The sequence below is a fragment of the Flavobacterium sp. HJJ genome, assembly GCF_015351475.1.
Taxonomy (GTDB): Bacteria; Bacteroidota; Bacteroidia; order Flavobacteriales; family Flavobacteriaceae; genus Flavobacterium; species Flavobacterium marginilacus.
Genome location: NZ_JADKPR010000007.1, coordinates 80,265 through 106,987, shown reverse-complemented (window position 1 = coordinate 106,987; position 26,723 = coordinate 80,265). Strand labels below are relative to the sequence as shown.

Sequence of the window (26,723 nt, the reverse complement as noted above, 5' to 3'; positions counted from 1 at the left end):
ATTTTATAATTTTTGAAACACCTTATAGCTTGGTTTAAAATCAAGGAAATAAGGTGTTTTTTTATAACTTTATTTTAAAAAATATGTACAATTTATTAAAAGGTAAAAGAGGAATCATTTTTGGTGCTTTGGATGAAAATTCAATCGCTTGGAAAACAGCAGAACGCATTCATGATGAAGGAGGTATTTTTGTTTTGACAAATGCTCCAGCTGCAATGCGGTTGGGAACTATCGATGTGCTGGCAGACAAAATAGGTTGTCAGATTATACCTTGCGATGCAGCATCTGTTCAAGATTTGGAAATTTTGGTCGATAAGGCAGTTGAAATTTTAGGCGGTAAAATAGATTTTGTACTGCATTCTATAGGGATGTCTGTTAATGTTCGAAAAGGAAATCATTATACAAATCAGAATTATGAATTTACAGAAAAAGGCTGGAATGTTTCAGCGGTTTCTTTTCATAAACTAATGCAGGTTTTGTATAAAAAAGATGCTATGAATGAGTGGGGAAGCATTATTGCTTTGTCTTATATGGCTGCACAGCGCGTTTTTCCGGATTACAATGATATGGCTGATAATAAAGCATTTTTAGAATCTGTTGCCAGAAGTTTTGGGTATTTCTTTGGAAGAGATAAAAAAGTACGGGTAAATACTATTTCTCAGTCTCCTACAGCGACTAGGGCAGGTCAGGGAGTTAAAGGATTTGGAGGTTTTATTGCATTTGCAGATAAAATGTCTCCTTTAGGCAATGCTACTGCTGCCGAGTGTGCTGATTATATAGTAGTAATGTTTTCGGATTTGACCCGAAAAGTGACTTTACAAAATTTACTGCATGACGGCGGCTTCTCTAATATGGGGGTAAGCCAGGAAGTAATGGAAATGTTTGAATAGTCTAAAGAAGACGTTTGTTATATAAAACCATCATTTTTTATGATGGTTTTTTTATTTAGAAAGAAGTACCTTTGCCGAAATTTAATAAAAAAAAATAACTCACTACTATTATGTTGTTTTCATTGATCATTCCTGTTTATAATCGTCCTGATGAAGTTGATGAATTATTAGAAAGTTTAGCAAAATCAACTTATGATCAAATATTCGAAATTGTACTAATCGAGGATGGTTCTACAATCCGATGTCAGGATGTGGCTCAAAAATATGGTGACAAACTTGATATTTCCTATTACTATAAAGAAAATTCAGGCCCAGGGGATTCCAGAAATTACGGAATGGAGAAGGCGAGGGGAGACTATTTTTTAATTTTTGACTCCGATTGCATTATTCCAAGTAATTATCTGAATGAAGTTGAAAAAGCTCTGCAGGAAGATTATGTGGATTGTTTTGGCGGTCCCGATAAAGCGTTAGACAGTTTTTCAGATATCCAAAAAGCTATTAATTTCACGATGACTTCTTTTTTAACCACAGGAGGTATCAGAGGAGGTTCTGAAAAAATCGGAAAGTTTCAGCCAAGGAGTTTTAATATGGGGTTATCTAATAAAGCATTCAAAGCTTCCGGCGGTTTCGGGAATATTCATCCCGGCGAAGATCCTGATTTGTCTATCCGCTTATGGGAAATGGGTTATGAAACAAGACTTTTTGCAAATGCATTCGTATATCATAAGAGAAGAATCGATTGGGATAAATTTACTGTTCAGGTAAGTAAATTTGGTAAAGCCCGACCAATACTCAATAGTTGGTATCCTCAATACAATAAATTAACTTTTTTCTTTCCAACGTTTTTTATAATAGGATTTTTTGTATCTTTAATACTGTTGGTTTTTAATCAAGATATTCTTCTTAAAATTTATTTTTGTTATTTCTTGGCATTGTTTTTGTTATCTTCTATACAGAATAAGAGTATTAAAATAGGTTATTTGTCGTTAATTGCAGTTTGGAAACAGTTTTATGGTTACGGACTTGGTTTTTTAAAATCGTATATTAAAGTTATTATATTAAAGCAAGATCCAAAAACAGCTTTTCCTGAATTGTTTTTTAAAGTATAGCATGGTAAAGATAATTGGTTTGACAGGAGGTATTGGAAGCGGAAAAACTACCGTTGCCAATGAGTTTGCTTCACATGGAATACCAGTTTACATAACAGATCAGGAAGCAAAAAAAATAATGCAGTCGGATACTGTTTTAAATCAGGTTCGGGCAGAATTTGGAGATGCTGTTTTTGAGAACGGCCTGCTGATTAGAGAAAGATTATCTGAAATTGTTTTTAATGATTCTGATCGTTTAGCAAAACTTAACAGCATAGTTCATCCCGCCGTTAGGCAGCATTTTAAGCAATGGACACTTGAACATCAGAATGAACCGTTTATTATTTATGAGAGTGCAATTTTATTTGAAAGTGGCAGTTATAAAGAGTGTGATTTCATTATAAATGTAGTTGCTCCTCTAGAAATTAGGATTAAAAGAGTTATTGCGAGAGATAAAACCACACGCGAAAAAGTTTTAGAAAGGATAAAAAATCAGTGGAACGATGAAGAAAAATCATCAAAGAGTGATTTTATTATTGAAAACACCAGTATCGAGGCATTAAAGTTAGAAATTGTTAAAATTCTTAAATTTTTAAGAATTAAACAAACGAACTCTTAAATGTTAATCTTTGGTTAATGCATTATTTAGTATATTGTTAAAATATTAATTTTGCTTGAATGAATAAACTGTTTTTTAGATTGCTTGTAATGCTAATGAGTCTTTCCCTGATCGGGATAATTCTTGTGCAGGTGTATTGGTTTAATACCTCATTTCGAAATAATGATGAACAATTTAAATTCCATGTTAAACAGGTTTTAGGGAATGTCGCTCAAAAATTGGAGCAGCATGAACTCTATAGCTTTTATAATAAAATCAATAAAAAGATAGACAGTACAGGAATTGCGCCGAAAGAGGAGGATTTAATGGAGTTTTATTATGTTCAAAAAAATCCAAAAACAAATCAGACTATAGTATATTCTAATAACGTTAAATCAAAACAGTATAATATTACTTTACCCTCATTTGATAAAAAATTTGATAATAACAATAAATTTAAAAGCTTTAGTTCTAGTAGAATAACAGAGGTTTACAATAACAGTTCCATTGATAATTCTGCAGTTAATCAAAGTTTGGTTCCTGATGTTAAAAGTGTAAAGGTTGGGAATTTAGGCATTTTAGATAAATTTATTTTCGAAATTTCAAATAAGGATATTTTATCAGCTATGCCTCTTGAAGACAGGGTAACTAATGAGGAACTTGATAAATTAATCAGAAAGGAATTAGAAGAATATGGTGTAAAAACCAAATTTGAGTTTGGAATTTTAAGCAATGGAATAGTTACCAAAATAAAATCGGATAATTTTGTCTACGATAAAGCTATAACTTATTCTATACCAGTATTTACTGATAATGAAGGGAATGAAAAATATAAATTATATGTATCGTTTCCGCACAAAAAGAAGTTCCTGCTGTCACAATTGGTCAGTATTACAATATTGTCTATAATTTTTACTTTAATCATTATTATTGCTTATACATCAGCTTTAAATCAGTTAATACGTCAAAGACAGATTTCTGAAATCAAAAATGATTTCATTAATAATATGACGCATGAATTTAAAACACCAATTGCAACGATAAATTTAGCTTTGGATGCTATTCGAAATCCTAAAATTATTGAAGACAAAGACAAAGTGTTTAAGTATCTGGAAATGATCAGGGACGAAAATAAACGGATGCATGCCCAAGTAGAAAATGTATTAAGGATTTCAAAATTAGAGAAGAAAGAACTGAATATTATTAAAGAATCCAGTGATATAGAAGAAGTAATTAATGATGCTATTGAGCATGTGAATTTAATTCTGGAAGACAGAGAAGGTACAGTTACAACTCATTTTGGAGCCATCAGAAAAATAGTTTTATTGAATGATGTCCATTTTACGAATGTAATAGTTAATGTTCTGGAAAATGCAATAAAGTATACCCCTGAGATACCTAAAATTGATATTTATACGGAGAATATTAAAGATATGGTTTTAATTAAAATAAAAGATAATGGTGTTGGTATGAGTAAAATTGCTCAAAAAAGAATTTTTGAAAAATTTTACAGAGAGCATACAGGGGATATTCATAATGTAAAAGGCCACGGTTTAGGTCTGGCTTATGTAAAAAGAATTGTAGACGACCATAATGGTCAAATATATGTAGAGAGTGAAAAGGGAAAAGGAAGTACCTTCATTATAAAATTACCTTTAATAAATTAGAGTATGGAAAACACAAATAAAAAAATACTATTAGTAGAAGATGACCTAAATTTTGGTGCAGTTCTAAAAGACTATTTAATGCTGAATGATTTTGAAGTTGTTTTGGCTAAAAATGGTATGGAAGGATTTGAAAAATTCAAAAAGGATACTTATGATTTATGCATCCTTGATGTGATGATGCCATACAAAGACGGTTATACTCTGGCAAAAGAAATAAGAGAAAAAAATAATGATGTGCCTATTATTTTCCTTACAGCAAAATCTATGAAAGAGGATGTTTTAAAAGGATATAAAGCAGGAGCTGATGATTATTTGAATAAACCTTTTGATTCTGAAGTTTTATTGATGAAAATTAAAGCCATCATTCAAAGAAAAGCATCTGATGTGAAAACAGAAGTTGTTCAATTTGAGTTTAATGTTGGTAAATTTCATTTAAATTCAAAACTTCGTTTCCTGACATTCAAAGATGAAGAGCCTATTAAATTATCTCCAAAAGAGAATGAACTTCTTAAAATGTTGATTCTCCATGAAAATGATTTGATGCCAAGAGAGTTAGCGTTGACAAAAATATGGAGAGATGATAATTATTTTACTTCCAGAAGTATGGATGTTTATATCGCTAAACTAAGAAAGTATTTGAAACAAGACGAGGATGTTGAGATTTTAAACATTCACGGTGAAGGATTCAGATTAGTTGTAAAAGCTAAATAATCCGATTTTTTATGAGACAAAAAAGCTTCGAAATTATTCCGAAGCTTTTTTTATTTCCAATTGACTTGTAAAGCGTAGCAGGTTTTATTGTCTTTTGTAATGCTAAACACGACGTCGGTATCGTTTACACATTCGTGAATTATTACTTTGTCCTTGAGAGATAGTTCCTTTAAAAAGTTCATTTCAAAGCTTTTGATCTGCTGTGATAGTATTTTATTTTCATCAACAAGATCCAGGCACCATTCCAGGTATTTTACATTATTGGCGTGATTAACGATGTCTAAATCAGATAGAGAAACGGTTCTTTCAAAAATTTCTTCTTTTTCCTGTGGGAGGTTTATTTTTGAAAATCCCATTTCAGTAGCTTTTTTATCGGGAAATAATTCAAAATGTTCGTATGGTAAAGCCAAAGGTTCTGGTCTTCGGGCTTTGGTGTTGAAAACAGCCCAAAAGGTTTCAGAACCTATTATTTTTTTCCCGTTTACATACATTTCAAGCGCTCGTACAGAACGAGAATTCTCTAGAGAATTAATCCACGTTTTTACGGTTACAATGTCTCTCCATTTGGGTAATTCTGTGATTTCTACGCGCATTCTGCTAAGTACCCAGGCTTGATTGAATTCCTGCATATCGGTAAAACTGATACCGCCCACTTCAGAATGAGCAGCGGCGGTTAACTGCAGTAAATTACATAAATCGGTGTATTTTAAATAGCCGTTTGGAGTGCATTGGGTAAAATTAATTTCCCAGTCTCTGCTGAGAATGGATGTGAAATTTTTATCTATTGGCATTTTATAAATATTTTGGCTTTATTCGGTATGAAACCTTTAATATGTTTTAGGATTTGTTAAATAATTAATTTGTCTTCAACTTCTTATGAATAGGGTAGAAAGATGTTTTTAAAATCGTTAGTTTTTTAGTTGTTAATGAATTTTAATTTTATTCCAATATTTATTTGAAGCATTTTTGAATTATCATAAAAAGAAACAAATTCTGGAGCAGTATTAATATCATATTTTGAAGAAACATAACCGATTCCTGTAAAAGCTGAAATAATTTTATTTAATCTATAATCAAAATTAAAACCAATTCTAAAATCTGTCCCTGTTTGATGTCCAAAACTTCTATTTCCGTTTTTAAAATTTAAGTTTATGGAACCCAAACCTAAATATGGCTGTAAATATAATTCATTTGAAAGTTTGATTTCATAAGCCAATGTTCCATAAAAAGAATTATATCTGCTGCTTCCAACATTTCCAGCTTTGGAAAGGTCTGTTATAGAATAAAAGATATAATCATAACCCATTCCCAGTTTGAAATGCTGAACTTGGAGAAAACTGAAATTGGTACCTAATCCTACGTTCGATTTATTAGCTTTTGCTAAATAATTGTCACCAAAATTAAACGGAATTATGGCATATTGACTAAATTCTGGTTTAAAATTTACTAGAGCTTTAGTTTTTTTTTCTTGCCCATAAGATATTTTTAGACAAAATAAAATTAAGAGGATGCTATATTTCATAATTAGTATGTAATTGTATAGGTTACAGCATCATTGTTTACTGGAATAGTAATACTATACGGAGTGGTCACAGCAGAATTTGAATAATCAATAATTGTATATTTTAAAATGATATTTTGATTTTTTATTACAGTAAAATTGGTGTTTGGATAATAATAATTTGGATTGTTTGGTTCTGGATTTAAATCAATATAAGAATCGGTCTGTTTTCCTTCTATTTGAATGTCTTTTATTTGTTTGTTTTTTGAGGTGTTATTTAAAATTAATTTTAAATATGTAATCGATTTTGTTTTGTATAATGTGATTTTATTTAAATCCAGTTTGTAGTTTTCAAAATTATTTCTTTTTGCAAAAAATTCTTTTGACTGAAATTCACTACTTTCATTGATTAAATTATTTATAGCTATTGAAAAATTATAGTCTCCTTTCGGAGCAGGGAAAATCAGTGTGAAACTTCCGTTTTGGTCTGTATTACCATAAGAAACCAAATCGCTAGGAGCATAAGTGCCATCACCATATATCGTAATATCAATTTTTTTTTCAGGAATTGGAATTCCATTTTCATCAACAATTTTTCCTGTAACCACAATTTTTGTTTCTCCGTCATACTGAATTTCACAAGAAGTTAGAAAAATGAACAGGCAAAAAAACAATAGTATCTGCTTCATATTAAAGAAATTAAGTTTCTATAAATATACAATTCTCTGCAAAAAAGTTTACATTTTTAATTTTAAATAATCAATAATAAATTTTATATCAGTCAAATAATTAAACCATTGGGTATTTTCTTTGCGTTTGAACCAAGTGAGCTGGCGTTTTGAAAACCGGCGGGTGTTTTTCTTGATTTCTTCAATGGCAAATGGCAGTGTAAAATCTCCGTCAAAGTAACTGAATAATTCTCTATAACCTACCGTTTGTAATGCGTTTAATTCCTTGTTGGGATATAAAGTTTCGGCTTCCGCCAAAAGTCCTTCATTGATCATGATATCCACGCGCTGGTTTATTCTTTCGTAGATTACGTTTCTGTCGGCTTCCAATCCAATGATGATTGGCGTAAAATTACGGTTGTTTTTCTTTTGATTTAAAAATGAGGAATACGGTTTGACGGTTCCCAGACATACTTCGACAAAGCGCATCATACGTTGCGGATTTTGTAAGGTCTGTGGATTTTCGGAAGTTATTTTTTGGAAATATTCAGGGTCAAGTATCTCTAACTGTTGCTGTAAATATTCGATTCCGAGATTTTCATAATTTAAATTTACGTTTTCACGAATTGCAGAATCTATGGACGGAAATTCATCAAAGCCTTTTAAAACAGCATCGACATACAATCCTGAACCTCCAACGAGGACAGCATAATCATTGGTTTGAAATAGTTCTTCGATTTTTATGAGCGCTTCTTTTTCAAAATCGCCTACGGTATAATTATCAAAAATCGATTTATTTTGAATGAAATGATGTGTTGCTGAAGCTAGTTCTTCAGGACTTGGTACGGCGGTTCCAATTGTCATTTCTCTGAAAAACTGCCGGCTGTCGCAGGAAATGATTTCGCAGTTAAAATGATTGGCCAACTGGATGCTCAAGGCTGTTTTTCCTATGGCTGTTGGTCCGACTATGGTGATTAAATACTTCATTCGTTTTGTTGCAATGTTTGCATTTTCTTTTTTTGACTACTGCTCTCACTAGCTCAGATGGTAATGGAAACCCCGCAGTTATTACAGTTTGTTTTTCTTGGCATAAAAGAGCGACTCCTCACCCCCAGCCCGTCTCCAAAAGAGAGGGTAGCTCAAATACTCCTTTTATGTCTTGGAAAAACTACTGGAATAATGAGGAGCTGCAGTGTACAGCTGGATCAGCTGTCAATAAAATGGCTTAATTAATTTTAAAAATTAATAATTTTCTGCACTCTGTTTTTTCTTAGATATTCTTGAATATAATTTCGGGTGTTTTTGTTGTTGGGGGTTGGAATCAAGATGTTTTTTAGAATATCAGGAGTGTTAATCTGATAGTTCAAATCATAAAAAGCATATCCTTTGTAGATTCCGTTTTCTATTAATATAGCACTGTGTTCGCCGGTTTTTCGGCCACGGTCGATGATAATCATGTTTTTGTTATCGAAAAGATTTTTGTCGATAAAAACCTGAACTCGGGCATTGTATTCTTCTGGCGTTATTTTTTTTGAACAGGCTCCGTCACATGGATTGTTTTCGTTTTGCGGACAAGGAGTTTTCGAATCTGAAAGTCCTGTTAGTTTTGGACACAATTGATAGCCTGCCGTAATACGGCTGAGAGCTGATTTTGCTTCCTGCTGGCTTGAAAAAGCGGTTATTTCTTTTTTGCGCCCGTCTGCTTTTTGAAGTTTTAAATTCAAATATCCGTCACTGTCTTTTTCGGTATAGATTGCCCAATTCAGCATTTTTTTGCGAGACATTCTATTATAAATCGGACTGTTTTTCTTTATTTCTTCGGATGCTTTTAATAGTGCAATCAATTCGCTTCCGGTTTCTTCGAAAGTTACCGTGAATACTTCGGCTTGAATTTTTTTGGCACTGCTGGTTATGCCTGTAAAATGCTGATTGACTCTCTTTTTGATGTTTTTGCTTTGGCCGATGAATATTATACTTCCGTCTTCTTTGTGAATGTAATAAATTCCGGTTTTGGAAGGAAGGCTTTCGATTATGTCCAGTAATCTCGGAGAAACCCCTTTGATAACTTCAAATTTGATGAGTTCTTTTGTGATGGTTTTCTCCAAATCCTTGTCCAAAAGCATCTTGAAAAGTTTGACTGTCGCCATGGCATCACCGCTGGCTCTGTGTCTGTCGGCCATGGGAATTCCCAGTGCTCTTACTAATTTTCCCAGACTATGAGATGGCTGTTCCGGCATTAAACGCTGGGACAATTCTACGGTGCAAAGGGTTTTGATGTTGAAATCATATCCGAGGCGACGAAATTCGGTGCGTAAGATTCTGTAATCAAATGAAGCATTGTGAGCTACAAGCACGCAGTCGTTTGTCATTTCGATAATGCGTTTGGCTACTTCAAAAAATTTTGGTGCGCCACGAAGCATTTCGTTGTTGATACCCGTGAGTTTGACAACAAACGGCTGAATCGGAATTTCAGGATTAATCAAGCTGATGAATTGATCCACGATTTCATGCCCATCGTATTTATAGATAGCAATCTCTGTGATTCCTTCTTCGTTGAATTGTCCTCCTGTGGTTTCTATGTCTAGTATTGCGTACAAATTCAGTGTTCAGTTTACAGTTTTTAGTGCTCAGTCGCTAGATCTGAAATCAAAAATCGTTAATCTTCAATCAAAAATCAAATTCTTCCTCCAAAGATACTACTTCCAATTCGAACCATTGTACTGCCACATGCAATTGCCAATTGATAATCTCCTGACATTCCCATTGAAACAGTTTGCAGTTTGCAGTTTGCAGCTTGCAGTGATTGTAATCCATCAAAAATTGATTTCAGGTGCTGAAATTCCTTTTTGATTTGGTTTTGATCATCTGTAAAGGTTGCCATTCCCATTAAACCTACAATTCGGATATTTTTCATCTCTTTGAAAGCAGGCGAGGAGAGAAGCACTGACAATTCTACTTCATCAAGACCGAATTTTGATTCTTCTTCAGCGATGTATATTTGCAGTAAACAATCAATAATTCGATTGTTTTTCTTGGCTTGTTTGTTGATTTCTTCCAATAATTTAAAACTGTCCACACCGTGAATCAAACTTACGAAAGACGCCATGTATTTGACTTTGTTGGTCTGAACGTGACCTATCATATGCCATTCGATGTCTTTGGGCATTTGTTCCCATTTGTCAACCATTTCCTGAATTTTGTTTTCACCAAAAATACGCTGACCGGCATTATAGGCTTCCATTAAATCAGAAACAGGTTTTGTTTTGGAAACCGCCACCAGAGTAACATGTTCTGGAAGTGTTGATTTTATATGTAGAAGATTATTTTTTATTGACATTTTTCTATTTTTTCTTGAATCCTATTTACAATCAGTTTTTCATCTATAATTATTTTCTCTTCTTTACGGTTTTTAAATTCATTAAAGATTTCAATTATTTCTTGATCAGAAAAAGTTTGAAACCTATTTAAAGAAAATTTTTTATTTGTGTTTTTTAATTGAATATAAAAAGTGGCTCCACATATACCATGCTTAGAACTTTTACTTTTTAAAAATATTTTTGTTCCTTTTATGCTGATTGATTTTTTCCATTCTTCATTGAAAGTTACTCCTTGTAATTCGATAGTGTTTTCATGAAAAGTTATTCTATGGATATTGGTTTTATTATTATTGATAACTAATACAATAAAAATAATGAAAAGAAGTATTCCAAAGATTATTAAATATGGTTTTGCTGGTTTTAGAATGAAAATACAAGAGGCAAAAAGTATAAAATACTCTAAATATATTACGTTTATAATATTAAAAAAGCGTTGAAATAAACTTCTATATTCAGCTTCAAATGTTTTCATAATTTACAATTGAATAGTTATAAACTGCCAAAATTGATTTTAAACAAACTGCTTTGATATCTTCTCAGCCTTTTTACTTTCGCTATAATCGTAAAAACCTTCACCTGATTTCACTCCCAGTTTTCCTGCTCTAACCATATTTACCAATAATGGGCAAGGAGCGTATTTTGGATTTTTGAAACCATCGTACATTACGTTCAAAATTGCTAGGCAAACATCAAGACCAATGAAATCGGCTAGCTGTAAAGGTCCCATTGGATGTCCCATTCCCAGTTTCATAACAGTGTCAATTTCATAAACGCCGGCAACTTTGTTGTATAGGGTTTCAATGGCTTCGTTAATCATTGGCATCAAAATTCTATTGGCCACAAAACCCGGATAATCATTTACTTCAACAGGAGTTTTACCGAGTTTTTCGGATAACTTCATGATGATGTTCGTCACTTCATCGCTGGTGTTGTATCCACGGATGATTTCTACCAGTTTCATAATCGGCACCGGATTCATGAAGTGCATTCCTATTACACGCTCAGGATGTGCTACAACAGCTCCAATTTGAGTAATCGAAATTGACGAAGTGTTGGTTGCCAAAATAGTATTATGTGAACAGGCTTCGTTTAATTGCTTGAAAATATTCAGTTTTAATTCTACATTTTCTGTAGCTGCTTCGACAACCAAATCGGCACCAACCACACCGTCTTTAATATCAGTATAAGTGATAATATTGGTAATGGTTTTGACTTTATCTTCTTCAGTTATGGTTCCTTTAGAAACCATTCGATCTAAATTTGCAAAAATAGTTGCCATCCCTTTATCCAATGATTTTTCGGAAACATCGATCAGTTTTACAGTAAAACCGCTTTGCGCAAATGTATGGGCAATTCCGTTACCCATAGTTCCGGCTCCGATTACAGCAATAATTTTCATTTTTTAATATTTAAAGTTAAAAAAGTTTAAAATTTAAAATCTACATAATAGACTTTAAACCTTAAACTTTAATGGAATTTTTAGTTTTTTTATTTATTGAAACAATCAATAATCTGATAAGCCACTCTTAAGGCATCAGTGGCTTGTTCCAGTGTTACAACTGGAGTAGTATCATTATTAATTGCATCAGCAAATGTTTCTAATTCGTCAAGGATGGCATTATTGCTTTCTACATCCGGATTTTCAAAATAAATTTGTTTTTTTACACCTTCGGCATTTTGTAAAACCATATCAAAATCACCTGGAACTTCCGGCGCGTCTTTCATTTTGACTACTTCACATTTTTTTTCCAGAAAATCTACCGAGATATAGGCATCTTTTTGGAAAAATCTTGATTTGCGCATGTTTTTCAAAGAAATTCGGCTTGCGGTTAGATTGGCTACGCATCCATTTTCAAATTCAATTCTGGCATTGGCAATGTCTGGAGTGTCGCTTATTACAGCAACACCACTAGCATCAATTTTTTTTACATTAGATTTAACCACACTCATAATAGCATCAATATCATGAATCATTAAATCCAAAACTACAGGGACATCGGTTCCGCGGGGATTGAACTCTGCTAATCGATGTGTTTCGATAAACATTGGGTTTTCAATCATGTTTTTGGTAGCGATAAACGCAGGGTTGAATCTTTCTACGTGACCAACCTGGCCTTTTACATTGAATTCCTTTGCTAATGCTATAATTTCTTCGGCTTCTTCAATAGTATTGGAAATCGGTTTTTCAATAAAAACATGTTTCCCGGACTTGATTGCTACTTTGGCACATTTATAGTGGGAAAGTGTAGGTGTAACGATGTCAATAACGTCTACTGCATGGATAAGGGTTGCAATGGTATTGAAATTTTTGTATCCAAATTCTTTGTTTATTTTTTCGGCGTTTTCTAGATTGGGGTCATAAAAACCAACTAATTCATACTTTTCAGATTGTTGTAATAAACGCAAATGTATTTTACCTAGGTGTCCAGCACCTAATACTCCAATTTTCAGCATAATAATGATGTTTCCACAAAAATAGTAATAAAATAAGAAAATCCAATTTATAAAAATATTAAATTCTAGAGAAATGCTTATTATTTTGGGGCAGAATTTGGTTTTATTTTGAATTGAAAAATTGATTTAGTTTTCTATTTTTGTTCTATAATAAAAACCTTAAATTTTGAAAGATACAGCCAAGCATCAGGGACTTCGTAATCAATTAGTAAACGTATTAAAGCAAAAAGGAATTACGGATAAAAATGTGCTGGAAGCGATAAAAAAAATACCGCGTCATTTATTTTTAAATTCCAGTTTTGAAGATTATGCCTATCAGGATAAGGCTTTTCCTATTGCAGCCGGACAGACAATTTCACAGCCTTATACAGTTGCTTTTCAATCGCAGCTTTTAGGAATACAAAAAGGACATAAAGTACTGGAAATAGGTACCGGTTCTGGATATCAGACAGCCGTTTTATGCTTAATGGGAGCTCAGGTTTTTTCTATAGAAAGACAAAATGAGCTGTTCAAACAGACTTCTGTTTTACTGCCAAAACTAGGAATCCGTCCTAAACATCTTTCTTTTGGAGATGGCTATAAAGGACTGCCAAATTATGCACCTTTTGACAGTGTTATCGTTACTGCAGGTGCCCCTTTTATCCCGCAGCCATTGATGGCACAGCTAAAAGTAGGAGGAAGGCTTGTAATTCCTTTGGGAGAAGATGTCCAGATTATGACTATGCTTGTCCGAATTAATGAAACGCAGTTTGAAAAACATGAGTTTGGAGAATTCCGTTTTGTTCCTTTGTTAGAAGATAAAAATTAAAAAGCTATTTAACCAACCAAAAACTATGAAGAAAATTACTATTTTGTTTTTACTGTTTGTTTCAAATTTTATTTATTCGCAGGCAGATTATACCAATGTTTTGAATCTGCTGATTAATAATAAAAGAGATGAAGCAAGAGCTTTATTTGATAAACAGTTTGGAAAAAGCAAAACAGCTAATATTGATCTGTTGTTTCTGGATGCTTTTATAGATGAACAGTCGGGAAGGATCAGTTTTGATGAAACGATGCTGAAAAATCTTGAAAAACTTCCTAATTCCCAGTATTATATCGCTCCTTTTATTAACAGGGACATTATACTCAGCGATATTTCGACAGATGCCTGCAATGATTTAACTTATAATAAAATCGACTATTTAGCGTCATCTCCAAAGTTTAAGGATTTACCCATTGTAAAGTACAGAAAAGCAATATTTGAGCGCAAAAGAATGAAATTTGAAGAGGCTCAAAAGTCATTTGCTGCTTTAGGAGTTATAACTCAATGGCAGTTTTGCGGTGTTTTTGAAAATCTGAACGGCAGCGGTTTAGGCATTGAATATGAGGCTGAAATTTATGCCAAAAACGATAAACTTTTTGATGCCAACAGTAATGGTAAAATTGGCTGGTACAATCCCAAGTATGTAGAAAATGATGCGTATCAGTTTTTTACAAATGAAGGAGAATACGGCAACGGAATTATATATGCCCAGACTTTTATTGATTCGCCGGAAAAGAAAAGTTTTCTGTTGCGCTTTGGTGCCAGCCAGGGATTGAAAATATTTTTGAATGACAAGGAAATCTATTTAAACGAAGAGATTAAGAGAACAAATCTCGATGCTTATACTCTGAAAATTGATTTAGAAAAAGGAGTAAACAGACTGCTTTTCAAACTATCTGTTACCAGCGGAGGGGATTACTTTTCTGCCCAGGTGAAAAATCTGGACTATAGTGATGCCGGCGATTTGAAATTCAGTAAAGAGTATCTGCCGTATACTGTTTCAAAATCGGATGCAGCGGAGGCTGAAGTCTTGAAATTAGATTATGAAGCTTATTTTGATAATCTGGTAAAAAAGAATCCTAATAATCTTCTTTACAAATTATTTCAGTATTCGGCTTATGAGTCAAATGGTAAATATATTGACGCGTATGAAGCTATTGAGGGGCTGGATGAAAAATATCCGAACAGTTCTTTTATTGCAAGTTATTTTCTTCGGTACTATGATTTAGCGGGCGATGAAGAACAAAAGAAACAGGAGATTATAAAAAATATTGAAAAAAACGACATCGATTATTATTATGTCAACTTTATGAAGATATTAGACGGCAAGTGGCTTCAAAATTCTTCTATTGCCGAATTAGAGGCTTACAGAGACCGTTCAAAAAAATACAAACAGCGTTTTTGTGAGCTGATGTTTGATTTTTTAATTGCATCCAAAAAAGAAGATGTTGAGGAAATGTTCCGATTATTGAAAGATATTGATAAAGATACGCATGGCAACGAAAAGTTTAAAATTGCATCGGCTACTTTATATTTAAAATTAAAAAATGACAAAGCCAAGACAATTGCTCTTTTGGAAGAATTAGCAAAAGATAAAATAATTAATGAAGTAGATAATTTACTGATTAACTATTATAATGAACTCAATGATAAAGCTGCAGTCGAGAGAATTGTAAAAAGACGGATTAAAGAATATAGTTATATAAATTTATTCAGGAATGACTATATAACAATCTTGTCCAATGAAAATAAATACGATGAAGCCTTAGCGGTCATAGATGAAAATCTGAGCAATTTTCCTTATTCGTTTACAAATATGGAAAAGAAAGCTGCAATTTATAATCTGATGAAGAATAATAAAGAAGCAGAAAAGTACATCCGCCAGTCATTGTTATACAATTCAGGTAATGAAAAACTGAGAAAACAGCTGTATGATATTTCTAAAATTCCGAACGAAATTGATGAAGTTGCGACAAAGGATGTTTACAAATTGGCTAAAACCAGAAGAAATTCCGGTTTAAAGAGTGATTACGGTGTGGTATTATTATTGGACGAATACATTGTAAATGTTTTTCCGGAAGGAGGAAGAAAATCCAGAGTTTCCTATTTATACGAAGTGACTTCTGAGAATGGAATCGAAAAAATGAAGGAGTATTCGATAAGCTTAAGTAATAATACGGTTTTAAAATCTGAAATCATTAAACCGGACGGAACAATTGTCCCTGCAGAACAAGGAAATGATTTATTAGTATTTTCAAATTTAAAAGTTGGGGATGTTATTTATATAGAATACGAACGCATTGAAAATGGTACTGGCCGTTTTTATAAAGATTTTAATCTTTCCTGTTATTTTGACAGCGAATATCCGTCTACCGAAGCCATTTTTGCATTGATAAGCCCGGAAGACTGTAAGTATTATACTGATTTTAACAATGGCGATATAGCCGCAGTCAGCAGAAAAATAAATGGCAAGAACTGCAGTATCTGGAAAAGAACCAATATACCAGCTTTATCGCTCAAAGAGGATTATGCCCCGATTTCGACAGATCTTACCAATACAATTGAAGTAGGAACTATAAAATCATGGAGCGATATTTCGAATTGGTATTCTGATTTGGTAAAGAAAAATTTAAAATTGGATAAAATTACCAAAGAGACATTCAATACCATTTTTCCAAAAGGAACTGCTAATCTGAAAGATGATGAAAAAGCAAAAGCTATTTATACCTATATAGAAAAAAATATCACTTACAGTTCGCTGGATTTCAGACAAAGCGGTTATGTTCCTCAAAAGCCTTCAAAAACAATTACAACAAAATTAGGAGACTGTAAAGATGTATCTACCTTGTTTGTGGCATTATCAGAGTATGCAGGATTGAAGTCTAATTTGGTATTGGTTTCTACCAATGATAATGGCTTTAATTCGATGCGGCTTCCATCAAGGGATTTCAATCATTGTATAGTACAGACAAAGATTGACAACAAAAATGTTTTCTTGGAACTTACAGACAGGTATCTGCCTTACAGAATGCTTCCAGGGTCATTATACAGCGCAAATGCATTAGTTATTTCATTTGATAAAAAAGAAAATGAGGCTTCAAAACTAATAAATATTCCTTTTGATACAGCGATTCAAAACAGCTTGAAAACATCATCGATTGTTACCTTAGACGATAAGTCCAAAGTTTTTGTGAACACGCATACAATTGAAGGAGCTACAAAATCATACTATAATGAATTGTTTTCGGATGCTACTACAAAGGAAATCAGAGAAAAAGAGATAGAAAAAGGATATAATAAACAGCTGCAAAAACTGGTTACTCTGCAGTCGGTAAAGCTTTTATCTAATGAAATATTTGACAAAGCGCTTACTTATGAAACTAAATTTTCAATAAATGAAAATCTGCAAAAAGTGGGAACACTTAAGATAACCGAAATTCCTTTTATCGATAAAGTATACACAAGAGATATTATTGCCACTGAAAGCAGAAAATTTGACATCAATTATTTCAACTACGAAAATAACAACAAATATGAATCGGAAGTTGTCTTGAACATACCCGAAGGAAAGAAATTCTCAGAAATACCAGAAAGCAAAAAGTTTTCATTTAAGAATCAAAATTATACCTTACAGTTTGAACTTTTGAAAAATAATTCACTCAAGGTAAAAAGAGAGGTGACTATTCTTTGGGATAATATAAAACCAACAGATTATTTGGAATACAAAAAATTCGTAGAAGAAGTTATCGCCGCCGAAGAACAGATTGTAGGGTTTAAATAATCTAAACTTGATAATTATTTTGGAGCAGAAAAATTTGGCATTTTCAGGAAGTATCGGTTCCGCTCCGCTGCAATCTTTTGTAGAGACGGGTTTCAAACCCGTCTCTACAAAAGGATTTTCACTGCAATCGAGGCTAAAAAGTAAATATTTTGCTTTTTTGTAAGTATTTAAAATGCAAGAGGTATTATACAGAACAGTAAAAAAAAGCAGCTCGATTTTGAGCTGCTTTTTTTGGATAATATAAGATGGTTAGTTTATTTTCTAAATTGATTGCTGGTAATTACTGCATTTATCTTTGCTTTTAAATCTTCGCCGGTATCATAAACCATTTGTTCGCTTGTAGGAAACGGAACAATTTTCTTGTCAAAATAGGCATAATAATTATCATCTGCAGCACGGCGGTCCCCTTTGTAAGTCGAATAAATATTTTCGAATACAAACTCGCTGGCAATAGGAAAAGATTCTAGCTGCTGATTAGTGTTTTTGTCAAAATAATCTACTTTGGCAGTGATTTGACAGGATTTAAATTGCCTTACTTCATAAATTCTCACCGTTGCATTTATGGTATTGTCTATCATTACAGGTTTTCCCAGCCTGTCTAGAACTACTTTTCCGTTAGAGTCAATTTGTTTTTTCTGTCCATCAACTATTTGTCGTTCTTTTACGAACTCCCGTTCTTTAATCTGCTCCGGAGAAATTGAAATAGATCTAAAACTGATAAGCATTCCATAATCGTAATGAATATCTTTTTGTTTGGCATTATGATAAATTGTCCATTTGTCATTCATTTTATAGCTTTTGAAGTCCAATAAATCATTTTGCAATTGTACTGGAATAAGCATATTGGTTTCATTTTGAGTAGTCACAATAACAAAATCTGTTCCTCTAAACTGAGCTTCATCGATGATTTTACCTGCATCTTTGTAATTCGGATTTATTTTATCCAGATAAACTAAATCGTCATAAGCCCTGCGGTAATTCATTTTGTTTTTGGTAAGCATTAAGGCTTTAGCATTGGTGTATAGATAATTTGACAAAGCATTTTTGCTGCTTATTATTTGATCGTTATAATTGTCAAACGGAAAAATAGCATTTCGGTTTTCTTTGATTAATTTCAGCGGAAGCAAAGGCTTTATTTTTTCCTGGCGGTCATTTAGCGTCAGATAAGTATTGTAAATTTTCTCCAGATTGCTTGGGTTGTTTTCCTTGCTCAGAAAGCTGACAGTGTTTAAGTCTCTTTCTTTAGCTTTGGCGAAAGCTTCTTCAAGCAGATAAACATAATCCTGTTTTCCTTTTTTGTCTTTGTTGGAACGCAGATTGGAAAGTGCAATATCGATGGCTGCGTCATAATTTCCTGAAGCTAAATTGTTCTGGGTCTGTTTTACGCCACAAGAAGCAAGTATGGTAAAAAAAGCAATTAGAATAGTAGTTTTTTTCATTTTATGGAGATAGTAGTTTAGGTCAATAGCAGGTTAAAAATATGTTTGCGAATTTACAATAATTTTGAAATGATGAACTGGTTTTTAGAACCGTTTATTCAAAAATAATGCCAAAAAAAATCCGACAGATTATAAAAAAATGTCGGATAAATGAAAAAAAATGATTCAATTTGAATGTTTACTTCACAATAACCTGATGGCTTTCTGATTTTCCGTCCATGTCTATTTTTAGAATGTAAACACCTCTGTTTAGACCGCTGGCATCTATTTGGACATTATTATCTTTTATTGTAACCTTGCGTTTTTCGATATTATTTAAATCGTATAGTTTTCCAGTGATAACTGCTTTTTTAGCAGGAGCATTAGTTTCGTCTAATAAAGCAACGTTTATAGTTGTAGTTGCTGGGTTTGGATAAATAGTAAATGTAGTGCTATTTGTTGCTGTTCTAAAATTACTGCATTCGTAAGCAACAATTGGAAAATCACCAGGTCTTGTAATTTGTTGCCCGCATTGATTTGTATAGGTAATATTGTAAAATATTTGCTCTCCAAAAAGTGTACTTGGAACATTAATTAAATATTTGCGGCCTAATCCATCAGCACTTAAACCATTAGGCATATAATATATCAAATTATCTTGACTTGGAATTGAACTGCTAAAATTAGAAAAATGAACACCACTTGTTGCTCCATATATTACCATACCATCATAATTAGCATTCTGAAAACAGATATCATCTTCTTCAGCTGTCAACATTGTTATATCTGGTGCTTGTAAAATTTTGGTTAGAGTTTGTCCATTCTGAAAAGTTGCTGTTATTGAACCTTGAGTGTTCCAAATTTGGTTAACTGTAACAGAATAACCTGTAGATGAAATTATTTGAAGATTAGGGCTAACTGACCAAGTTGCAGTACTTGGTATTTTGCAAATGTCTGAAAATGAAAATGTTGTTGTGGAGCAAATTGAATCAGGACCTGTTAGTGAATTTTCATCTATTGGGAAATATGGAGCTTGAGGAATACCATCTAATTCTTTAAATAACCAATCTATACTTTCTTTTGTAAAAGACGTATGCTCTGTGTTGTTTGCTGTGCCATAATAACTATCAAATGGAGTTAGTTTATTTGACGGACAGGTTAAATTAGTATTTAAAGGATTGCCCCAATTTTGATTTGGATTTAAGTGTCCTAATGCTGAAAAAGTTGAAATAAATGAGTGGTTTTCAATATAGTCTCTAGTTTCTTGTCGTATTCCAGCATCACTTATACCATCAGAAACAGCTTCTTGAATTAATTTTGCTGTTTTAAAGTAACCGCCAGGAACAACATCTAAACTTCCTTTTATACTATTATTATTTACATTTAAAGTATATCTTGGATGTGAAAAATCAATATACCAATGATTAAATCCAATATTGAATGTACTGTTTTGTCCATCACCTTTAAAAACTGTATTAGTTTGACCATAAGCAGGCATAAAATTATCCTGCAATCTTAATAATGTAATTGTTGAATTTTGAAAAGGCCAAAAACCCCTAATATAACCCCGCATATACAAAAAAGTTTGTTGCTCTGTTGCGTCTTTTGTTCCGGTTAAGGAACCATTTGCCATTGCAATTTTTCTAAAGCTTGAATTAGAAACAGGATAACCACCTGAACCAGCTACCCCATTAGTATTTAAATTATTGTAATAGGTTGTAAAAAAACTATTTCCACCCAAATATCCAGTTTCTTTAGCGTTTTTGAATTGACTAATAATTTGTTGTTTACCTGCTACTGAATTTAATTCTTCATAATATTGAATTTTTGCGGGTTCTTTTCCTAATTTATCTGCCATAAACCAAATATTAGCTTGCGCACCTACAGGTATATTAGCTCCTAAATGCGGACTATCTACACTTACCCATAATCGAGCATTGTGTTGCCATTTTGGATCATTAGTTTCTGCAAATTTTTTCTCCATATAAGCCAATGCATAACGAGTAATTTGCCCACCCATGCTTGGACCAAGTAATACTAATTTCTCTGTACTGCCTGCTATAGCTTGTTGCCCTTTTACAGATTGCATATACGAAACTAATGTCATTGCATTGCGTTCTATATAGTCGGCTCCTCCATCAATAGTTACAGTTTGTCCCGCTACATTGGTAGTGGTATAGGTTGGATTGTTTATAATAATAACATCATAGCCTTTTGAACGTAGTTCTTGAATTAAATTTTTCTGCACATTATTTCCTGCAATGACTTCATTATAATTCATCAAATCTTCTAATGATTCGTGTTTTGCAGGGTCAAAAATCCCATTATCATCATCATCATTGTTAAGGACACATACTGGGTCTTGTGCACAATCGCAATCTTGCACTTTTCTTTTGTCTTTTGGGTCAAAACCATCAACAATAATTATTGGTTTGACCATTTGTTTTGCATTATTGCTATTGCCATAAAAAATGGTGTATTCTGTTTTACCATACACAGCCGAGGTTTCGGCATAACCCTGAAATGGTATAGTCGATGTAAATTCACCCTTGTCTTTTAATAATTCATAGCAAGCCGAATTTGTTGTACTAGCCGATGATCTTTGAGCAATTGAATTATAATTCACATAAATTTTACCATAAGTTATCAAAGTGGTATTATCAGAAAAGGTAATTGTGAATGTTAGCGTTTTCATTCCACTGGCAGAGTAATTAACTAATTTGTTTGGTGTCACAATAGCACTGTTTGAAATAATGGTAGCAGCCACATTTCCATCTTCAAAATCAACAACCAATGTTTTTATTGTAGTAGTTTCATTGTTTAAAATCAAAGTGTTTTTAAAATTAAATTGAAAACTGCTACCTGTTATAAACTCCTTCAAAGGAGAAACCATAGTTATTTTCTTATTAATATAGGATTGTTGTCCGGCAATAGAAGACAATTTTCCAGTACTTTGGTTAAAAGTAAGCCCTCCTGCAGCTGGATTTTCTTCGTTAAAATTTAGTTTATGAAACGTAGTATTAATTATTCCTACATCTACAGTATTTTCAGAAGTTGTGTTGGCAGTCCTGTTAGTAAGCTCAGTCAAACTTATTAACCTTGTTTGGTCAGAAGCACGATACAATTCACTTAATGCCTGATTAAAATGTTTACTATTGGAGGCGTTTTTTTCGGTAGTATTATAGTTTATAAGGTTAGCAAAAGTAGTTATTTTATCAATTAAAATACCTGATGTAATTTGGGCTGTATTCAAATTAGAAAGTAGAACAGGCCAATTTGGATCCTGTTGTGTTTCTTGAATAGTAGCATTGTCTTGGGCAACTACCAGTGATAGTTGCAGACAAAAAAAGAATGTAATGTAGATTTTTTTCATACTTTTGAAATAGAGTTAAACTTAATTTTGAACGGTTATTTTTAATTTATTAAAGACGGAGAGGCAATTGGCGTTGCCTCTTTTTTAATGTTTATTTAGAGATAATTTATCGCCATGGAATATTTGCATCGTCACTATAATAATTAGGTTTAAAACTTGTTAATGCAATAACAATTAAAACAGGAGGAACAACTACAGCAATAACTTTTGCTATACTAAATTTATTGATTTTTAGTATTTCATTTTTGTTTATCTGCAATTCGGTATTTTGATATATTCCTATTATACTTTCATTGGTTTCGTTTTTAAACTTAAAGTGTCTAATTGTGCCCTTACTTTTCGTTTTGATTATGTATATTTTGTTTTCTTTTAGAACAGAATAATCATTTTTATGATTCGTATTTACTTTAGTTGAAACACAAGAGAAAAACAAACAGGCAAAAAAACAAATGGGAATTATTTTTTTTATAACTTATTAAATTTCAAAAGAATGAATGATTTTGCAATGTAAAGGTGTTTATGTCAAATCTGCCATCAGCTATTGTTATAAATTCGTTTGGATTATCATAACGAACAAATTTTCCAGAAAATTTCCCCGAAACTATTCCATTAGAATTTCTTAATACATCTATAAAGCCTTGATTTTCAACAGACCCATAGTATGCGTAATTTTTAATATTACTATCCCAAATATTAAAATAAATATGATTATTGGGTGTGCTATCTATCCCTTTATGAAAATTACTTTGTTTGAGAGTATATTGTGCAACTCCTGTTGCATTAAAATTTTGCAAATGAATAATAATTTGAAAACTAGGAGAACTTGCGCCATCTACAACTTCAATTTCATTCCAAGAAACATTATCTGGAGCACCCCAAAAAATCATTCCTTTGGCACTTGGCCCCACACTAACACCAGTGGGGTCTCGTGGTACATAAACTTTTCCGTTTATGGTTACTCCAAAAGTATTGGCTCCTGTTTGAGTTTCGGGCGGCAGTGAAAAAGAAGTATCTTTTTTTGCTTTGTCATCTTGGCTACAAGAAACAAAAGCAAATAATGCTAAAATGTAAATTATTGTTTTCATAGTGTGAAGTGTTTAAATAAGTGTTTTTTGTAAATTTATACATATAAAATGATCTTAATGTTTTTTTTATGTTAAATTTCTTATTTTTTTTAATTTAGGTAATTGAAATACTAAATAATTGCAAGAGTGAATTAATAAGTTTCAAAATAATTTTTTTGAGGGGTAATAAGTTATAAAAATTGTAGATGTGGTTATTTTACCAATTAAAATACCTGATGTAATTTGGGCTGTTTCAAATTAGAAAGTAGAACAGGCTAATTTGGATCTTGCTTCTGTTTGTGTTGCAGGAGGCAATTTTTCTAACTCTGTTTTAGGTTTGTTATTATCTTTATCGCAACAGATTAAACTAAATGTAGTGATAAAAATTAATGAATTATGATGTCTTTTGTTTTTTTAAATGTGAATTTTTGTGTAATTATTTGTAAGAAAAAAACAGTCTAGTTAATGAACTTCTTGATATAAGGGCATAAAAAAATCCGACAGATTATAAAAAAATGTCGGATTTTATATAGTTGAAATAAAATTCTATTGCCTTACAAAAGGAGGGAGCAGCTTGCTGGAACATTCACCAAAACCAATACGTACCTGTCCGTTTTGACTGTGTCCTTTTATGATTACAGTGTCGTTATCATTAATAAATTTACGTTCGCTTCCGTCATTTAAAGTGATTGGATTTTTTCCGCCCCATGATAATTCCAGCATGGAACCGTAGCTGTCCGGCGTTGGTCCTGAAATAGTTCCTGAGCCCATCATGTCGCCTGAGTTAACACGGCATCCATTAGAAGTATGATGTGCTAACTGCTGGCTCATGCTCCAATACATGTATTTAAAGTTGGTTCTGGAAACAATAGTCGGCTCTCCGTTTTCTGGTGCAATGGCAACTTCAAGATTAATATCAAAGGTGTGTTTTCCTTTTTGCTGCAAATAAGGAAAAGGCGTCGGTTCCTGCTTTGGACCTTTAGTTTTAAAAGGTTCTAAAGCATCCATAGTGATAATCCATGGAGAAATAGATGTAGCAAAATTTTTTGCTAAGAATGGTCCCAGCGGTACATATTCCCATTTTTGGATATCACGCGCACTCCAGTCATTCATTAAAACCATCCCGAAAATATAATCTTCGGTTTCGGCAATGGGAATAGTTTCGCCCATAATATTGCAGTCGGTAGTGATGAAAGCCGTTTCCAATTCGAAATCTACTGATCGTGACGGACCAAAAACAGGTGAAGTTTCACCGTTTGGCAGAATCTGCCCCATCGGTCTGTGAACAGGAATTCCAGACGGAATAATAGAAGAACTTCTTCCGTGGTATCCTACAGGAACGTGAAGCCAGTTTGGCAGTAAAGCATTTTCGGGATCACGAAACATCTTGCCTACATTGGTAGCATGTTCTCTGCTGGAATAAAAATCAGTATAATCGCCTATCAGTACAGGAAGCTGCATTTCTACATCTTCCATCTTGAAAATAACAATGTCTCTATGCTTGGTATTGTCTCTTAATTCAGGGTTTGTGGCATCAAAAATTTCTGCAATTCTGTTTCGGACTAAACGCCATGTTTTCTGCCCGTCGGAAATGAAATCATTCAAAGTATCCTGCATAAACATATCATCTGTCAATTCAATTCCTTCGAAGTAATTCAGTTGCTGCAATGCACCCAAGTCGATTGCAAAATCACCAATTCTAGAGCCTACTGTCACAATGTTTTCCTTGGTAAGGAAAACTCCAAACGGAATATTTTGGATAGGGAAGTCGCTGTCGGGCAGTACCTCTAACCATGATTTTCTACTAGTGTCGTTGGCTGTTATTGGCATGATAATGGTGTTGTTTTGTTGAAAATTACTTGTCAAATATATTATAATCTAATTGTTTACCAAACGTTTTTTTGTATTTTTGCGTCAAATTAACGAAAATCAAAGAAATGCAACGCGACAAACAAATTTTTGACCTTATTTTAGAAGAACAAGACAGACAGATTCATGGACTGGAGCTTATTGCTTCAGAGAATTTTGTAAGTGATGAAGTAATAGAAGCAGCTGGTTCTATTTTAACAAACAAATATGCTGAAGGCTATCCCGGCAAAAGATATTACGGAGGATGCGAGGTTGTGGATGTTATTGAGCAGATTGCTATCGACAGAGCTAAAGAATTGTTTGGTGCTGCGTATGCAAACGTACAGCCACACTCTGGATCTCAGGCAAATGCTTCTGTTTACCATGCTTGTTTACAGCCAGGTGATAAAATATTAGGATTCGATTTGTCTCACGGTGGTCACTTGACTCACGGTTCTCCTGTAAACTTTTCAGGACGTGTTTACAATCCTGTTTTCTACGGTGTAGATAAGGAAACAGGAAGATTAGATTATGATAAAATTCAGGAAATAGCGACTAAAGAACAGCCAAAAATAATCGTTGCGGGTGCTTCGGCATATTCACGTGATATGGATTTTGAGCGTTTTAGAGTAATCGCAGACAGCGTTGGAGCAATTTTGATGGCTGATATTTCTCATCCAGCAGGACTTATCGCAAAAGGTTTAATGAATGACCCAATTCCTCACTGTCATATTGTTACAACTACTACTCACAAAACATTACGCGGACCAAGAGGAGGTCTGATTTTGATGGGTAAAGATTTTGAAAATCCATGGGGATTGAAAACTCCAAAAGGTGAAATCAGAATGATGTCTTCTTTATTAGATCTAGCTGTTTTTCCTGGAAATCAAGGAGGTCCTTTAATGCATATTATTGCAGCAAAAGCAGTAGCTTTTGGAGAGGCTTTACAAGATGAGTTCTTTACGTATGCTATGCAGTTGCAAAAAAACGCAAACGCAATGGCTGATGCTTTTGTAAAAAGAGGATACAATATTATTTCTGGAGGAACTGATAATCACATGATGCTGATTGACCTTAGAAATAAAGGAATTTCTGGTAAAGATGCTGAAAATGCATTGGTAAAAGCAGAAATCACTGTAAATAAAAACATGGTTCCATTTGATGATAAATCACCATTTGTAACTTCTGGTATCCGTGTGGGAACTGCTGCAGTTACTACTCGCGGTCTTGTGGAAGAAGATATGGAAACTATCGTTGATTTGATCGACAGAGTTTTATCAGATCATACAAACGAAGATGTTATCGAAGCGGTAGCAAGCGAAGTTGACGAAATGATGAGCGAAAGAGCAATCTTCGTTTTTTAAATTTAGTTTAAAAGTTTAAAGTTTAAAAGTTTAAGGTTTTGTGTATGTCTAAAAGCATTTCAAAACTTTAAACTTTTTTTATTTTAATTGAACTTTAAACCTTAAACAAATTTTAA

The 26,723-nt window shown here is 33.0% G+C and carries 21 protein-coding genes; 8 read left to right on the top strand and 13 right to left on the bottom strand.

Translation table 11 applies throughout. The annotated features are described in order from the left end of the window. Positions 1-83: 83 nt before the first annotated feature. The 5 genes from IRZ80_RS07780 to IRZ80_RS07760 all read left to right on the top strand — a co-directional run bounded on the left by IRZ80_RS07780 (position 84) and on the right by IRZ80_RS07760 (position 4,954). Entirely contained in the window at positions 84-890 is an 807-nt protein-coding gene (locus tag IRZ80_RS07780) for an enoyl-ACP reductase (RefSeq protein WP_194640992.1), read from the top strand. A gap of 110 nt (positions 891-1,000) precedes the next feature. Continuing rightward, positions 1,001-1,999, top strand: a complete 999-nt coding sequence (locus tag IRZ80_RS07775; protein ID WP_194640991.1) for a glycosyltransferase — start codon at positions 1,001-1,003, stop codon at positions 1,997-1,999. Between the two features lies 1 nt (position 2,000). Beyond that, entirely contained in the window at positions 2,001-2,597 is a 597-nt protein-coding gene (gene coaE, locus IRZ80_RS07770) for a dephospho-CoA kinase (protein ID WP_194640990.1), read from the top strand. Positions 2,598-2,656: 59 nt separating this feature from the next. Beyond that, positions 2,657-4,243, top strand: a complete 1,587-nt coding sequence (locus tag IRZ80_RS07765) for a sensor histidine kinase (protein ID WP_194640989.1) — start codon at positions 2,657-2,659, stop codon at positions 4,241-4,243. Between the two features lie 3 nt (positions 4,244-4,246). Continuing rightward, a complete protein-coding gene (locus IRZ80_RS07760) occupies positions 4,247-4,954 on the top strand; it encodes a response regulator transcription factor (RefSeq protein WP_194640988.1) in 708 nt (235 codons plus the stop codon). Between the two features lie 50 nt (positions 4,955-5,004). On the opposite strand, the gene IRZ80_RS07755 is transcribed toward IRZ80_RS07760, so the two are convergent. The 9 genes from IRZ80_RS07755 to IRZ80_RS07715 all read right to left on the bottom strand — a co-directional run bounded on the left by IRZ80_RS07755 (position 5,005) and on the right by IRZ80_RS07715 (position 12,954). Beyond that, complete coding sequence (locus IRZ80_RS07755; protein ID WP_194640987.1) at positions 5,005-5,745, bottom strand: acyl-[acyl-carrier-protein] thioesterase; 741 nt, start codon at positions 5,743-5,745, stop codon at positions 5,005-5,007. Between the two features lie 125 nt (positions 5,746-5,870). Further along, entirely contained in the window at positions 5,871-6,476 is a 606-nt protein-coding gene (locus IRZ80_RS07750; protein WP_194640986.1) for an outer membrane beta-barrel protein, read from the bottom strand. Between the two features lie 2 nt (positions 6,477-6,478). Next, positions 6,479-7,144, bottom strand: coding sequence for a carboxypeptidase-like regulatory domain-containing protein (locus IRZ80_RS07745; RefSeq protein WP_194640985.1), 666 nt, complete (start codon positions 7,142-7,144; stop codon positions 6,479-6,481). Positions 7,145-7,192: 48 nt separating this feature from the next. Next, a complete protein-coding gene (gene miaA / locus IRZ80_RS07740) occupies positions 7,193-8,110 on the bottom strand; it encodes a tRNA (adenosine(37)-N6)-dimethylallyltransferase MiaA (RefSeq protein WP_194640984.1) in 918 nt (305 codons plus the stop codon). 248 nt (positions 8,111-8,358) lie between these two features. After that, positions 8,359-9,720: an exonuclease domain-containing protein gene (locus IRZ80_RS07735; RefSeq protein ID WP_194640983.1), complete on the bottom strand. Its 1,362-nt coding sequence runs from the start codon at positions 9,718-9,720 to the stop codon at positions 8,359-8,361. Between the two features lie 77 nt (positions 9,721-9,797). Further along, positions 9,798-10,460, bottom strand: coding sequence for a YggS family pyridoxal phosphate-dependent enzyme (locus tag IRZ80_RS07730; protein ID WP_194640982.1), 663 nt, complete (start codon positions 10,458-10,460; stop codon positions 9,798-9,800). After that, positions 10,451-10,972, bottom strand: coding sequence for a hypothetical protein (locus IRZ80_RS07725; RefSeq protein WP_194640981.1), 522 nt, complete (start codon positions 10,970-10,972; stop codon positions 10,451-10,453). The genes IRZ80_RS07730 and IRZ80_RS07725 overlap by 10 nt, the downstream gene beginning before the upstream one ends. A 39-nt stretch (positions 10,973-11,011) precedes the next feature. After that, complete coding sequence (locus tag IRZ80_RS07720) at positions 11,012-11,899, bottom strand: 3-hydroxyacyl-CoA dehydrogenase family protein (protein ID WP_194640980.1); 888 nt, start codon at positions 11,897-11,899, stop codon at positions 11,012-11,014. A gap of 89 nt (positions 11,900-11,988) precedes the next feature. Beyond that, a complete protein-coding gene (locus IRZ80_RS07715; RefSeq protein WP_194640979.1) occupies positions 11,989-12,954 on the bottom strand; it encodes a Gfo/Idh/MocA family protein in 966 nt (321 codons plus the stop codon). Between the two features lie 166 nt (positions 12,955-13,120). Here IRZ80_RS07715 and IRZ80_RS07710 point away from each other — a divergent pair, with 166 nt between their 5' ends. Then, positions 13,121-13,762, top strand: a complete 642-nt coding sequence (locus IRZ80_RS07710) for a protein-L-isoaspartate(D-aspartate) O-methyltransferase (RefSeq protein ID WP_194640978.1) — start codon at positions 13,121-13,123, stop codon at positions 13,760-13,762. 25 nt (positions 13,763-13,787) lie between these two features. Further along, positions 13,788-17,540: a DUF3857 domain-containing protein gene (locus IRZ80_RS07705; protein WP_194640977.1), complete on the top strand. Its 3,753-nt coding sequence runs from the start codon at positions 13,788-13,790 to the stop codon at positions 17,538-17,540. 254 nt (positions 17,541-17,794) lie between these two features. Here IRZ80_RS07705 and IRZ80_RS07700 read toward each other — a convergent pair whose 3' ends face one another. The 4 genes from IRZ80_RS07700 to fahA form a co-directional block, all read right to left on the bottom strand. Then, positions 17,795-18,979 (bottom strand): hypothetical protein, encoded by a 1,185-nt coding sequence (locus IRZ80_RS07700; protein WP_194640976.1) that lies wholly within the window; start codon positions 18,977-18,979, stop codon positions 17,795-17,797. Between the two features lie 178 nt (positions 18,980-19,157). Further along, positions 19,158-22,331 (bottom strand): T9SS type A sorting domain-containing protein, encoded by a 3,174-nt coding sequence (locus IRZ80_RS07695; RefSeq protein WP_194640975.1) that lies wholly within the window; start codon positions 22,329-22,331, stop codon positions 19,158-19,160. 482 nt (positions 22,332-22,813) lie between these two features. Continuing rightward, positions 22,814-23,416, bottom strand: a complete 603-nt coding sequence (locus tag IRZ80_RS07690; protein WP_194640974.1) for a hypothetical protein — start codon at positions 23,414-23,416, stop codon at positions 22,814-22,816. A gap of 525 nt (positions 23,417-23,941) precedes the next feature. After that, entirely contained in the window at positions 23,942-25,225 is a 1,284-nt protein-coding gene (fahA, locus tag IRZ80_RS07685; RefSeq protein WP_194640973.1) for a fumarylacetoacetase, read from the bottom strand. 107 nt (positions 25,226-25,332) lie between these two features. Between fahA and glyA the strand changes: the two genes are divergently transcribed. Then, positions 25,333-26,607 (top strand): serine hydroxymethyltransferase, encoded by a 1,275-nt coding sequence (gene glyA / locus IRZ80_RS07680; RefSeq protein ID WP_194640972.1) that lies wholly within the window; start codon positions 25,333-25,335, stop codon positions 26,605-26,607. Positions 26,608-26,723: the final 116 nt, after the last annotated feature.